Origin of the sequence: Micropruina sp. (genome assembly GCF_047602085.1) — a bacterium.
Classification (GTDB): Bacteria; Actinomycetota; Actinomycetes; order Propionibacteriales; family Propionibacteriaceae; genus Micropruina.
Window position 1 is genome coordinate 64,310 of sequence record NZ_JASGID010000004.1, and the last position, 14,043, is coordinate 78,352.

Below are 14,043 nucleotides of genomic sequence, written 5' to 3' on the forward strand. Positions count from 1 at the left end.
AACCGTTCCAAACACATCGCAGATCTTCGAAACCTAACCAATGTGCAACGCTCCGCATCCTCTCAAGGCAGCGATGGTTCATGACGTCACTGCACCCTCAATTCCATGAGCCATTCCACGACGAACTGCGCAACTGAGGCCGAAATCACCTCTAGTCGCGGCGACGACTGCCTCATTTTGCATACCGCCATCCCCACCCGTATTTGAAAGTCGCCAGCGAACCGCAGAACCCGACACCTGGCACCACGGCGCACCATTGTTGAGACGCCGCACACACGTCAACAACTCACACGCGTCACACGATCATGCCTCGAACGACAGTTTCCGCATCGATTTCACGGAACCTCGCGCCGCGACTACCACCGCAGCAATTAGCAGCATCGACACAACCGAGCTGCCTACATCCGGGCTGCCCAATAACACTGAACGAACTAGGCCCACCTGGTACGTGAGTGGGTTAACAACGCTCAACGCGCGAAGCACGCCCGGCGCGCTATCCAACGAATAGAACACTGGCGCCGCAAACGCGAGCGGAGTCACGATCAGGCCGACCACGAAATCACGTACCTGATAACTACGAATCCAACCGGTGATGGTGAGACCCAGAAGGCTCCAGAATATGCATGCCGAGGTAGCAGCCAATACACTCAGAGCGACTCTCGACCACGAAAGGCCAGGCGTAACAAACATCGCCAGCGATCCTATTGCCGCGATCTGCATAAGGAACAACAAGATTCTAGGCACTAACAGTCCCGCGAGATAAGCAGTCCAGGGCACACCCGCTTGAAGCTTCAGCGCCGCCAGCCCCCAACGCCTCTCAATCACCGTACGATAGATCATCTGAGTCATCGAGGAGATAGCTTGCATCACCATGACACCAGGGACAATAAAGGCTAGATAGGTTGGCTCCGCGAATTGCGACGCCAGGCCGACACCTAGCAGACCAAAATATGCAACAGGGTTAATGAGAGCGCTGATCCAGCGTAGCGGCGACTGCAACTCAGCGCCCTTCAACTCTAACAGGGAAATAGTGCAAAAAGACCCAATCCAGCCCAGGGAACCAACAGAATTCACCAATAATCTCCTACGCCTACTCATCTCCAGAACCCGACAGCCGTCCGCTCGCAGCCACCACCGCGTCGCGCAGGCTAGCTGGACGCCGCACAACCTCAAGGACCTCAAGGAAATCGGGAAGCCGTGCCGTGATCGCACCGATACCCAGGGAGCGTGGGGCGCGAAGTTCAACCGTGGAAGAAGCAGGCTCAAAGTTCAATACCTCGCCCTCCAAAGCTGCCAGGCACTCGATATTAACCTCCGAAAGGCTCGAGAAACGCAGGGTTACTACCTCCTCGGATACGAACTTGTTCACAAACGAAGCAACAGTTCCTTGAAAAACTACTCTGCCTTCATCGAGGAAACCCACTTCGTCAAGCACGGGCTCCACATTCTCGAACTCGTGGGAGCTAACCACGACGATCGCGCCCGCGTTTCGGGCCTCAATAATGGCCGAAGTCAGTCGGCCGACGTTCAATGCATCAAGCCCTACGGTGGGCTCATCAAGCAGTAGCAAGTCTGCTTTCATCGCCAGAGTTCTCGCAATCATTAGCCGTTGTTGCTGACCACCGGAGAGAACCTCGGGCGTGCGCGAAAGATAGGCCCCGGTTAAGTTGACCTGTTCGAGTGCACGATCGGACGCCTCCCAGGCCGCCCTTCCTGTCAGTCCTGCTAAACGAGCACCCAGCCAAACGTTGGTCCGACAGTCCACAAACCAGTCGATCATTTGTCTCTGGGCGCACCAGCCAACGGTCCCCGCTGGTACCTCGATAGAGCCAGACGAAGGCGGGAGCACACCAGCCGCCAGATGAATGAACGTGGACTTGCCCGCACCATTCTCGCCAAGTAGGCCAAAAACGTGGCCAGGCGGAACAAGCAAGCTCACGTTCGAAAGGGCCTCGACTGTACCAAACCTCTTACTCACCGACTTGAAGGCGAGTCCGTCCCTAGACATCAAACATCTCCCGAAAGTCCATAGAGTAGCCTGTGAACAGGTCGCGACACCATCGGTGAACGTCATCCTGTCTCGAATATCGCGGCCGATAGTGTTCGCCACCGGAGCCACTCACAATTGAGTCATGCCAAAGCGGGTACGCCAGCAACAATATCAGTCGCCCTAGTGCGAATATGTCTCGCTCGACACTTGGCTGCGTCCACCGCACGGACGTATACCCGGATGTCGAGAGCGGCTTGTAGCCCTCCCAGCCGAAGCTCGCCTCTTCCGTATCGGCACAGATATACGCGCGAGCCACTCGAAAGCAGGATGTTTCCTGCAGACAGATCGTTTAGAGTTATTGAGCGAGCATGCATTGGCATTAGCACACTATCATGTATCCAGCTACCTAGGCCGGTAAGGGTGGACCCTACCGAGCGAAAATCAACATCCTGCATGATTCTCAGCAGAGACACGCCGCCACCAACGGATTCCATGACCAGGAATCGGGATGTTTCCAGAACAAATTCGGAATACACCTTTGGGAAAGTCGGGACAAGTTCCAAATTTCGCAAAATGTTTGCCTTTCGACACAGACGGGCGACAGCATCGACTCCATTCGAGTCTCGCTCGCCGAACCTCCGTGCCTCTCTTAGGACCACAGGGACTCCTAAACTCTTACCAGGATGCTCACCGAAGTCGACGGCCCGATATACCCCACCCTTTCCGCGTTGAGAGAGCGTATCAAAGATAAGATACCGACCAGCAAACAGACTAGCCCTTCTAGGCGCCGACGGGAAGGAAATTGTTCGAGCAGCACCGAACGGATCCAGAATGCCTTGGGGTACTGCAAAACCGGGCCTGCGTTCATCATCAAGAGACTCTGAAGAGATAAACGAACCGTATCTATAATAGAGGCAATCTGACTGAGGTACGGCGATGTCCGACGGCGGGCGTGGGCCACTTTCTGCCGCTAGAGTATCACGGAGTTCGGTAGCCAGACGAATGAACCCATCTGTAGATGTAGGATAGACTGTAATTATCTTCCCGACTTGAGAAATTCCGAACAAGCCCATGTTTATCTGCATTACCATTTTCAGGCTGGACGCAAATTTGAAGGTGAGGCCCTTTGCGCAGAGCAGCGGGTAAACTGTAGCGAGCACCCTTCCGGCGTTATCCATACCTGCTGATACGTGTATCTTGAAACCGCGATCGGGCAAAGCCTCGTCGCCGTCAACCTGACACCAGCTTAGCACAGGGATAGAATGGTCAGGAGTCCATTTGTCATGAGGAAACGATCTGACTACGGTGTCATATTGTGGATCGTTCATACCAAGACGTTCTCACCGAAAATCTCCTCGCCTTCCGCGAGGGACAGGGCCAAGATTACATGGCTATACGCCACGGCGATATCTCCGGGCCTAGAAACTCCGACATATCTACACATCAGGGCTACTTCTGACGTTCGCCATCGGCCATTTACTCCCGCGCGACAGGCGCTTATGCTAAGACGATAGAGGCGTCGCCAGGCCTCCGGCCGCATTGGCTCCATACCTACGGCTATCTTTACGAACTCGTCCCAGCGAGACCTGACTTCGGAGTCGACCCGCCGCAGCAGTTCATAATATTCGTTGTCATTCAATTTCATCAAGGAAACTCACAATTTCATTGGAAACCATATTTGCATCGGACGGATGAAAGGCGGTATGGCCGATCGGAAGCGCAACGTGAGTTGTCCCCGGCGCTAACCGGCGTCTCCCAATCTCGATGCGGAGAGCAGCGGTCATCGGAGTCTCAGCGTCCCGAGTACCGGTAAGAAAAAGTGTTGGCGGAACGTAGCCACAGCCCGGTTGGTCGTGACAACCAAGTGATCGGCGTCGTCCGTCCGGGTGGCCAAGCCCCCACTGATGAAGCAGTATCCGCGAACTCGGCACCTCCTGCCAGAGGCTCTCTGGATCAACGAAAGGCGACCATGCGACAACTGCTCGCACGCGGGGGTCGCTCATCTGCAGAGCCAGGTACGCACCGTAGCTATGCCCAACCACGCTCACGGGTCCATAGCCCTCCAGGGTAGCGATAGTGAGCACTGATTCTAGTTGAAGCCGTTCCCGGTTGCCCCAGTTGCCGTAGATCGAGTTGCGATGCTGTGTGGACTGTCCTCCATACCCGCTTAGAGACGGAAGCCAAACGGTCCTACCACTGCGGACCAAGGATGCAACAATCATATTGTAGCGATCGAATAGTGGGTCACCAGGGCCACCTGGAAGGTATATGACTAGCGAGGCACCTGATCCAACTTCCAGCCCGTGGATGAATCCTTCATCGTCGGCCATTCGCCATTGACGGGTTAGTGACTTTTCCACTACGTCGTCGCTGTTCTCGGTGAGTCTAATCTCGCCACATAGGGACGAGACGATCATCCTGCATCTCGGCCCGCGCCAATGATGGTGAACTTCGACGAGGCGCTTGCGAACGGGCAATGTGGTGAACCCTTCTACTATGAAGAGATCCGGAGCGCCGTTTCGGTAGAAAACATCGGTTGCTAGCTCCTTGCGAGACGGGTGGATGTCCTTGGATGCGCCGGTGTCGGAATTGAATTCAGTGGCCTGCAGGTGAAGTGGCCCCCTTACAGCTCCCCAGAGCCGGTGGCTGCCGGACCAAGCGATCCCATCGACTTGACAGACGCGGACGAACTTGCCCGAAGGCTCAACAATAATCGTGCACTTGTCGAATGGAGGAGAAGGCTGATTTGTAACTACGCCTATCATTCCAATACTATTGACGAGGACGCTGGTGATCGGCAAGGGCACCCAAATCAATGGGGTTGTCTCGCTAACGCAGGATCGGAATAACCAGTGTTGCTGTCCCTTTTGGACCGTCCAATAGATCGCACCTCGGTCGTCGATAGCAACAATGTGCGCCATGGGGGGCACGTGGTCAATTCTAGCAACAGCGCCAGATGGGATATCGAACCAATGCCAGACTCCGTTTCTTATCATCGCGACGCGCATCGAGTAAGGGTCCGCGAAATAGCTTCCAGTAATTATCGGACCAGCTTCTAGCTGACCAGACGCAAAATTGGCCGGTTTCGCGCTTGCCAACGTCAACGTGCCCGAGTCTTCAACGACAAGGAGTGGCGCGTGGTCTTGAAGCGTGGATGCCACAGCCACAATCATTAGTGCCCTCCTTATGCCTGCCGCGATTCTCTGCGACCCGCAGGACAAGCCGCAGAGAATCGCGGCAGCGTTCTGTCTGAGCGCTGAGTGCTGCGCGCCTACTTCGGGCAGGTCTGGCTGTGAGCCCCCGAAAGCGCGGCACTCACAAGGCCTCGGTCGATCCCCAGCGAAGTAAGGGCGTCGATGTCCCGTGCGGCGAAGGCCGAGCGCTCCTGCGCCGTCAGGTCGAACGAGGACAGTGTCCGCTCAGGATCATTGAAATAGTCGCCGACCAGGTTGAAGTCGGTCATCATCGCGTCGATGAATGCGGTTGACATGTAGAGACTACTTTTCGCTTGGGCACCCCGGGGTTGGAGCACTGCTAGTTCTGATACTAGAACCGCGGCTGCTAACCTGCGCCCTGTTTGAGTGACGCGCCGCTTGGCCTACCAGACAGTGGTGCCGGGCTGCGGGATGGTCGGGGTGTCCGTTCCTGTCCTTCCCTCAGGACCTTGCGATGGCTGAGCGTGTTCAAGTCCGGGAAATCACCAACGACGAGGGCAACCGGCTATTGCGCACCGTGCGGCGCGACTCCGGGTCGGTTGTCACCTGGCGACGGGCGCAGATTGTGCTGCTCTCGGCCCAGGGCATGGATGCCCCACAGATCGCCGAGGTCACCTTCACTAGCCCCGACCGGGTCCGTGACGTGATCCACAACTTCAACGCCGATGGGTTCGACTCCTTACGACCGAAATACGCTGGTGGCAGGCCGCCGAAGTTCGTTGCTGAGGACCGCGCCACGATCAAGCAGATCGCCCTGGCCAGGCCGACCGATCACGGCCTCCCGTTCTCGACCTGGTCGCTGTCGAAGCTGGCCAACTATCTGGTCGCTCAGGGGGTGAGCGAGGATATCTCCCACGAAGGGCTCCGGCAGCTCCTGCGTGACGAAAGGATCTCGTTTCCAAGCCGTGAAGACCTGGAAGTCCAGCACTGATCCTGCCTACGAGTCCAAGAAGAACCGGGTCCTGGAGCTGTACCGGATCGCCGACGGCAAGCACAAGCCCGGGCCGAGCGACCCGACCGTAGTGATCTGCATGGACGAGTTCGGACCCCTGAACCTTCAACCGCATCCCGGCAAGCAGTGGGCTCCAGCCGCGGCAGGGAAGGGCACACAGGCCGGGCCTCGGCGCCGGTGCCGCCGGGCGACCTACCACCGACCACACGGTGTGCGGCACCTCATGGCCGGCTACGACCTGTCCACCGACCGGGTCTACGGCCACGTCGTCAAACGCAAGACACGCACCGAGTTCCTCGCCTTCTGCCGCTACCTACGCTCCTTGCACCCCGGCCGGGGTGCGGATCGCGATCGTCCTCGACAACTACAGCCCGCACCTGTCGACCTACAAGGACCAGCGTGTCGGCGAATGGGCCGCAGCAAACAACGTCCGACTCGCCTAACCCCGCCTAACCCCCACCAAGCCTGAAGTCTCCGGCGCGGTCGACACCGGCCAGCGGCCACCCAGCGGGATTCGTCCGGACCTTAGGGGCGCCCACTTGCCGGGACGCGCTGTTTCCGGAGGCGGAGCCAGGCGGTTCGCGGAAGACGCGATCCGCCTGTCAGGCGGCGCCTTCTGGCTCAATCCTTGGTTCGCGAGGGAGTCAAGATAGGCCCGATTCGCCGGCGTTTCACCTCGTCAAGTGAGCACTGCAGGTTGGCTCCCCCGCCTGGACTCGAACCAGGAACCTACGGATTAACAGTCCGACGCTCTGCCAATTGAGCTACAGGGGATCAGCGCCGAGGCGCGAGAAGATACGTTACCAGACCTCTGTGGCGATGTCGTACTCAGCCCTCAGCCGGGCCAGTTCGTCCCCTGCCCGCTCGATTTGTGACGCGTCGAAATCTCCGCCCTGCCTGGTCACCGACCAAACCAACGGGGCCTGATCGTCATCGAGCCGGCGGCGGGCCACGATGATCGCGGCCCGTCCGCGCGACATCTCGAACCTCTCCTGCAGCACGATGCTGGCGCCAACCCGCTCGCGGAACAGATCCGGCAACGACCCCGGTGCTTCCAGCACCACCTCGTCGGCACCACCGCCGATCAGCGTCCAATGCAGGCGTCCGGACGCCGCGTCCCAACCGCCGCTGTCGATCTGGTGCCAACCGACGAACCGCCAGCCGACCGGCGTCCGAACTGCCAGCCGACCGGCCAGCCCGACCACCGGGCCGGCCGGCCCGCGCGCCCACGCCAGCACCCACACGCGCCCCGCGACGGACTCCCCCAGGCTGCGGAACTCTTCGCGCGGCAGCCCGGCCCGATCGAACAGACCCATGCCGCCATCCTGCCAGCCGAAAGAACGCGAGCGGTCACGCGGCCAGGTCGTGCTGCAGCCATCCGCGCAACCGGCGCAGCGCCCGCGCCTCGTACCGACGCAGGGTGCTGAGCGACAACCCGAGCTCTTGCGCGACAGTCCGTTGCCGCAACGGCGGTTCACCGTCGAACCCGAAGCGACGGCGCACCACCTCATTTTCAGGCCAGGGTAACGACCGCAGCAGCTTCGCCAGCTCGAAGTGTTCCTCGGCGTGGATCGGCTGCTCGGCCGCCAGTTCGGCTGGCAACGGCAGATGCGATCGCAGGGCGCGCATCCGCGTGACCCAGCCCGATGAGCGTCCGAACAGATCGGCGAGCTCGTCGTCGGTGGCCGTCCGCCGCAGTTCGGCCCCCAGTTCATCGGCCAGGCTGCGCACCCGCTTGGCCCGCTGCTGGGTGCGAACCGACTCGGGCCCACACTGCACCGACGCAACCGCGGCGTTCTGCACCCGCCGCTTGATCCACGGCGTGGCGTAGGTGCTGAACCGATAGCCGGCCCGGCAGTCCCAGCGCTGCACGGCCTCGACCAGCCCGAGGAAACCCTCCTGGAACAAGTCTTCGACCGGCGCGTCGCTATGCCTTGCCGCACGCGTGGCGATCGACTGCACGAGCCGCACGTTCGCCAGCAGAAACTGCTGCCACGCCTCACGCCCGGCCCGCTCGACCTGCACCAGTTCGCCGGCCGTTGCGACGGCAAAGTCGGCGCGGCCGATCAGCTCGGAGGCCAGCAGGCCGGCCTCAATGGTTCGGGCCAGTCGAATCTCGTCGGTGGCCCCCAGCAATGTTGTGGTCGTCATGGGCACCACGATCGTCAACACGTGTTGTCAGCGGTGTTGCCGCGCACCGCCTGGGTGGGCAGCCTCGTGGCAACACAAATTTCGGCAGGCCACTCACAATCGGGTCAGCCGGGCGGGCCGGCCGCCACGTCGCTGAGTTCGCGGCGCTGCCTCTCCAGCTCGAGCAGGCTGGCGAACATGCGGTTGTAGCGCAGCTGATCGTCCACCGGGTTTGTGCGTTGCAGCTTCGACTTCAGGTCGGCAATGGTGCGCGACACGCTGAGCAGCCGGAGCTTGGCGACGTACTCGGCGGCATAGCCGGGGCTCGCCGGGCGCAGCAGCGACTCAGTGGCCAACGCCGCGATCACCTGCACCACCGTGGGGTCGGACGCCGCCTGGACCACCGGCTGCGGCCAAACACCGGACGGCGCACCGGCGGCTACCACGGCCTCGAACAGGGCCCGGTACGCCGGGTGGGTGAAGTCGTCGACGGCAGCGCCGTTCCAGGCGTCGGCGAACACCTCGGGCGCGCGCACGATGAGCCGCAGCGTGCCGCGCTCCACCTCGAGGCGGCGGTCGCGAGGGTCGGGCATCGGCAACCCCAGCGAGGGCTGGTCGTCCGGCGGAGGCTCCGGTTCGCGATGCCGCTGCGTGGCAGGGGCCACTTTCCGCCGGCCGGCCCGGGCCACCTCGCGACGCACCTCGTCGACGTCCGTGCCGAGCATCTTGGCCAGTTCATGAATGTAGCCGCTGACCAGTGACGAGTCGCGCACACTATTCACCAGGGGCGCCGCTGCCCGCAGCGCGCCCAGCCGTCCGTCGACCCGGTCGAGGTCGAAGCCGGCGATGGTGTTAGCCATCACGTAGCGGTACAGCGGCTCACGACGCGCGACCAGTTCACGCACGGCTGCCTCGCCCTGCTGAATCCGGAGGTCGCAGGGGTCGAGGCCGGTCGGCTCGATGGCCACGTAGGTCTGCGAGATGAACAACTGGTCGCCCGAGAACACCTTGAGCGCGGCGGCCTGCCCAGCGGCGTCGCCGTCGAAGGTGAACACAACCTCGCCCCGCAGTGCATCGCTGGAGCCGATCAGCCGCGACAGCAGCCGGGCGTGATCGTCGCCGAAGGCCGTGCCGCACGAGGCCACCGCGGTGTCGACGCCCGACAGGTGGGCCGCCATCACGTCGGTGTAGCCCTCGACGATCACCGCCTGGTTCTTCTTGGCGATGTGCTGCCGTGCCAGGTCGAGGCCGTACAGAACGTTCGACTTCTTGTACACCGGGGTCTCGCGGGTGTTGATGTACTTGGCGGGCATGCGGTCGTCGTCGAACAAGCGCCGCGCGCCGAAGCCCAGCACAGAACGTCCGGCATCGCGGATGGGCCACAGCAGCCGGCCCTGGAAGTAGTCCCAGCCACCGCCTTCGCGAATCAAACTGGCCTTGACCAGTTCGTCGTCGGTGAACTTGTGCGCGCGCAGGTGCTTGGCCAGGTCGCGTCCGCCCATGGGGGCGAAACCGACACCAAAGTGTTCGGCGGCGTCGCGGTCGAAGCCGCGCTCGGCCAGAAACTGACGCCCCGTCACGGCTTCGGGCGAGGAGAGCTGCTCGGCGAAGAACTCAGCGGCCAACCGGTTCGCCTCAAGAATGCGGGACCTCAGCCCCGGCTCGACCCGATTGCCCACGCCGCCCTCGGTGAAGCGCAGTTGCACCCCCACCCGGTCGGCCAGAAACTCGACCGCCTCGACGAAGCTGGAGTTGTTGATCTCTTCGACGAATTTGATGACGTCGCCGCCCTGGTTACACCCGAAGCAGTAGTAGAACCCGCGCGCCGGCGTGACTCGGAAAGACGGTGTCTTCTCGTCGTGAAACGGGCACAGCCCGACCAGAGCGCCACCACCGCCGGGGCGCAGGGTCACGTACGAACCGACGACATCCTCGATGCGGGCGCGCTCGCGGACGGTCGCCAGATCTTCCTCGTTGATCAGCCCCGGCACACCCGGCAGTGTACGGCCCCACCGTTCGGCACCGGGGCCCACCTCATGGCTAGGGCCAAGGCAGTGTGATTTCTTCGCACTCGTGACGCACCGCCCCCCTCAGCCCGGCTGGCCCCTCACCACTGGCGCGAACATTTCACACCGCGTTCACGCGGGCCGCGGTAGCCGGTCACGATTCCATCCCAGCAGCTCGACCGCGGTGCCGAACGCGAACCGGTCGGTCATGCCGCCCACGTAGGCCACGGCCGCATGCACCGGATCGGCCTCGGACGGCATCGGCAAGGAGTCGGGGTGTTCGAGATAGAACGACACCAGGGCCTGGAGCACGGCCACCACGGCGTCAGACTGCGCCAGCGACTCAGGGCGGGTGTAGATCCGCTCGTAGTTGAACCCCCGCAACTCGGCCAATGCCCCGGCGACGTCGATGCCCATGCCGATCTCGCCGGTGCGAACCGTGGTGCCGATCACCTCGCGAATGAACGCGCTGAGCTGTTCGCGCCGGGTCGACCCAGTCAGCTCGGTAACGCTGCGCGGCAGGTCGGACACGGCCACGATGCCGGCTCCGACTGCGTCTTCGAGATCGTGGGCGCAGTAGGCAATGCGATCGGCCCAACTGACGATCTCGCCCTCGACCGTGGCCGGAGTCGGACGTGACCAGGAATGGTTCCGGATGCCGTCCAGGGTTTCGCGGCACAGATTGAGCGGGGTCAGCACCACGTCGGCCCCCCAAGGCCCGTGGTCGTAGCCCTGGGGCAGAAACGCATCGAAGGCATCCTCGCTGGCGTGCCCGCCCGGCCCGTGCCCGCAGTCGTGCCCCAGCGCGATGGCTTCGGCCAGGGTCACGTTCGCTCCCACGCCGCGGGCGATGGACGTGGCCACCTGAGCCACCTCGAGTGCGTGGGTGAGCCGCGTGCGCTGGTGGTCGGTGGGGTACACCACGACTTGCGTCTTGCCGGCGAGCCGCCGAAACGCCGATGAGTGCACAATGCGGTCACGGTCACGCTCGAAGCACGTGCGCTCCGGGTCAGGCTGCTCCGGCCGGGCACGATGACCAGCTCCCAGAGCCAGCGTCGCCCCCGCCGTCAAGTGCTCGGCTTCCCATTCTTGGCGCTGTTCGCGCAACACCGGAACCTGCAGTGGCAGTCGCGCGCCCGGGTCGCGATGCGCGCGCACCAGTTCATCACCCGGGTGCCCGGCCATGGTCTGGGCCCAGGCGATGGCTCTTGGCGGAAGTTCCGGCATGGCCCCATCCTGTCAGAGCGGTCGGCCGGGGCCGGGGACGCGCCGCACAGCGCTGAGCCGCCGGCGGATCAGCGCGACGAAACCGTCGGGCACGGATTCGACACCCTGGTCCGGCAGGTTCAGGGAAGTACTGATCCACGCGCCAACGGCTGGTTGAGCCAATCGAAACCCCTTGCCGGAGTGGCATATTCGAGGTCTCGACAAGCTCGACCAGCGAAGACCAGCGCTTCCTTAAGCAGGCTCAACCAGCACCGCCGAGTACTTGGCAGCGCCACTTGCCACGCGGAGTTCGGTGACGACCCGCGCCAGCGGGGCCGGCTGCTGGGTGAAGACCTGATCCGGGGGCAGTTCGAACCTCACCTCGTAGTCGCCCGGGGCACTGAAGGTGACGCGCCGCCAGGCGAGCAGATCCGCCTGGCCGGGCCAGGTCAGGCCGCCTCGACGAATGCCATGCACCCGAATCACCTCAGTCCCGGCTCTGACGACACCGACCCCTACTCGAACACGCACCACAAACGGCGTCACGGTCGCCTCCACCACCGAGAGAGTGGGGCCGTCGCCGTAACCGAGGCCGTGACCGAACTCGAAGAGCACCGGCGCCGGCACGTCGGCGTACACCGCAGGCATCCGGTCGTCATGGCGCACCGGCAGCACTCCGGAGTGCGCCGGCAGGGTTGACGGCAGCCGTCCGGCCGGCTCGACCAGGCCGAGCAGGATCTCCGCGATCGCCTCCCCGCCGTACGGCCCCGGGTAGTAGGCCAACAACACCGCATCGGCCTGCTGCACCACCTCGGTGAGCACCATCGGGCGGCCGGCGATCACCACAGCGATCACCGGCCCTTCAACCAAGGCGCGCACCCGGTTCAGCTCCGCGATCTGCGCCGCCGGAAGCCGGATGTCGGCCAGGTCGACTCCCTCACCGCAGTCGGCGGCGGCGGGGCCAGCCAGCGCTCCGTTGGCTGCGAAATCATCGGCATAGCTGCGATGACTGGATCCGCCCAGCACCACCACCGCGCCGTCGAAGCGTCCGGTGCCACCGATTCGAACCACCTCGCTGCCGGCCTGCCCGGCCAGCCGGACCAGGGCGTCAGCGACCGTCGGGGGTGGCGACTGGGGATTCACCGGCGGCACGTAGTCGCCGAGCAGAGCAGTGACGTCATCGGCCCGGGAGCCGCCGATCAGCCAGCGCCCGGGCCTCAGCGGAAGTGCCCGATCACAGTTGGTAAGCAGGATCGGCCCGGAGCGGGCCAACCGCCGAGACCAGAGACCGTCCCGTGGCGTTGTCTGGTTCGCGCCCGGCGCAGGCTCCGCAGCGGCAGATTGCCGGTCTATGCGGACGACCTGTGGCGCCGGGGTATTCGTCTGCCGATCAGTGCTCAAGACGGGTGCTCCGAGCACGCCGCAGCGCGACTTGACCGCAAGCACCCTGGCACACGCGGTGGTGACCCGCTCTGCCAAGGAGGCGTCGGCACCCGCCACGTCCTCAAGCCGGGTGAAGGCTTCGTCCCACAGCGATAGGTCGACCCCCGCGGTCAACGCGGTCGCGGCCGCGGAGGTGAGCGATCCGACCATGTCGACGAGCCGGTCGATCGACAGCCCGTCGGCCATCACCAGGCCGTCGAAGCCCCACTCCTCGCGCAGCAGCGTGGTCAATAGGGCGTGGTTGGCGACGCACGGAACACCGTCGATGTCGTTGTAGGCGGCCATCACGCCGACCGCGCCCGCGTTCACCCCCGCGTGGGCGGCGGGCAGATGCACAGCAGCCAGGTCGCGACGACCGATCACCGCCGGGTGTCCGTTGCGTCCGCCCTGCCCCTCGCCCTGTGCGGCAAAGTGCTTCAACACCACGCCAACGCCGGTGCCGTCGACCAATGCCGAGCGATCGGCCCCTTGCATGCCGGTGACCAGCGCGCTGGTGAACGCCGCGGCAAGCGCCGGCGACTCGCCGAAGGTCTCTTCCGCACGACCCCAGCGCGGATCACGCAGCACGTCCAAGGCCGACACCAGCGCCAGATGCACTCCATCAGCTCGTAGTCGGGCCGCAACGACGGCACAGGCTGCCTGGTAGGCGTCGGTGTCCCACCCGGCCGCCACCGCCAGGTTCACCGGCAGGAGGGTCGCGCCGAGCGCCTGATGCCCGTGCGGGGCTTCTTCGACGAGCAGCGGCCCGACACCGTGCGCGGATCGTGACGCCACTTCGGCGCAGACCAGCGCCGCCACCTCGGCCCGCTCTTGCGGCAGCACGCCGTCGGCCCACGACCGCCCCGACCAGGCGTCGGCCCGGAACAGCCCGTAGATTGCGCCGATGCCGCCGAACCGGTCAATCTCGGCGCGCAGCCGGTCGGTGACTCGCCAGCGGCCGTCGTGTCGTTCAATGCAATCCCAGCCACGCAGCCGCTGGTTCAGTTGACCCACCTGCTCGTGAAGCGTCATGGCATCGGCCGTGATCGAGCCGGTCGAAACCGTTGTCACCACGGCAGCTCCTTGGTTCTCGGCACGCTCCACCGACCAACGATCAACGGC

General features: G+C 63.5%; 10 protein-coding genes and 1 tRNA gene. 1 reads left to right on the plus strand and 10 read right to left on the minus strand.

Annotation, left to right across the window (positions count from 1 at the left end; genetic code table 11):
• Window positions 1–303: 303 nt before the first annotated feature.
• The 4 genes from QM721_RS06765 to QM721_RS06780 all read right to left on the minus strand — a co-directional run bounded on the left by QM721_RS06765 (window position 304) and on the right by QM721_RS06780 (window position 5,480).
• Window positions 304–1,074 (minus strand): ABC transporter permease, encoded by a 771-nt coding sequence (locus tag QM721_RS06765; protein WP_415120288.1) that lies wholly within the window; start codon window positions 1,072–1,074, stop codon window positions 304–306.
• Window positions 1,075–1,090: 16 nt separating this feature from the next.
• On the minus strand, window positions 1,091–2,110 hold the full coding sequence (locus QM721_RS06770; RefSeq protein WP_415120290.1) for an ABC transporter ATP-binding protein: 1,020 nt from the start codon (window positions 2,108–2,110) through the stop codon (window positions 1,091–1,093).
• 1,511 nt (window positions 2,111–3,621) lie between these two features.
• The gene (locus tag QM721_RS06775) at window positions 3,622–5,163 is read right to left on the minus strand and encodes an alpha/beta hydrolase family protein (protein WP_415120292.1); all 1,542 of its coding nucleotides are present in this window, start codon (window positions 5,161–5,163) and stop codon (window positions 3,622–3,624) included.
• Between the two features lie 98 nt (window positions 5,164–5,261).
• A complete protein-coding gene (locus QM721_RS06780) occupies window positions 5,262–5,480 on the minus strand; it encodes a hypothetical protein (protein WP_415120294.1) in 219 nt (72 codons plus the stop codon).
• 179 nt (window positions 5,481–5,659) lie between these two features.
• Here QM721_RS06780 and QM721_RS06785 point away from each other — a divergent pair, with 179 nt between their 5' ends.
• Window positions 5,660–6,136, plus strand: a complete 477-nt coding sequence (locus QM721_RS06785) for a helix-turn-helix domain-containing protein (protein WP_415120296.1) — start codon at window positions 5,660–5,662, stop codon at window positions 6,134–6,136.
• Window positions 6,137–6,855: 719 nt separating this feature from the next.
• Here the strand turns inward: QM721_RS06785 and QM721_RS06790 are convergent.
• The 6 genes from QM721_RS06790 to QM721_RS06815 form a co-directional block, all read right to left on the minus strand.
• A tRNA-Asn gene (locus QM721_RS06790) sits at window positions 6,856–6,931 on the minus strand.
• A gap of 26 nt (window positions 6,932–6,957) precedes the next feature.
• Window positions 6,958–7,473, minus strand: a complete 516-nt coding sequence (locus QM721_RS06795) for a hypothetical protein (protein WP_415120298.1) — start codon at window positions 7,471–7,473, stop codon at window positions 6,958–6,960.
• Between the two features lie 34 nt (window positions 7,474–7,507).
• Complete coding sequence (locus QM721_RS06800) at window positions 7,508–8,308, minus strand: sigma-70 family RNA polymerase sigma factor (RefSeq protein WP_415120300.1); 801 nt, start codon at window positions 8,306–8,308, stop codon at window positions 7,508–7,510.
• Between the two features lie 104 nt (window positions 8,309–8,412).
• The gene (dnaG, locus tag QM721_RS06805; protein ID WP_415120302.1) at window positions 8,413–10,278 is read right to left on the minus strand and encodes a DNA primase; all 1,866 of its coding nucleotides are present in this window, start codon (window positions 10,276–10,278) and stop codon (window positions 8,413–8,415) included.
• A gap of 147 nt (window positions 10,279–10,425) precedes the next feature.
• Window positions 10,426–11,520: an HD domain-containing protein gene (locus QM721_RS06810; RefSeq protein WP_415120304.1), complete on the minus strand. Its 1,095-nt coding sequence runs from the start codon at window positions 11,518–11,520 to the stop codon at window positions 10,426–10,428.
• A gap of 231 nt (window positions 11,521–11,751) precedes the next feature.
• On the minus strand, window positions 11,752–13,992 hold the full coding sequence (locus QM721_RS06815; RefSeq protein ID WP_415120306.1) for a glycoside hydrolase family 3 protein: 2,241 nt from the start codon (window positions 13,990–13,992) through the stop codon (window positions 11,752–11,754).
• Window positions 13,993–14,043 lie beyond the last annotated feature (51 nt).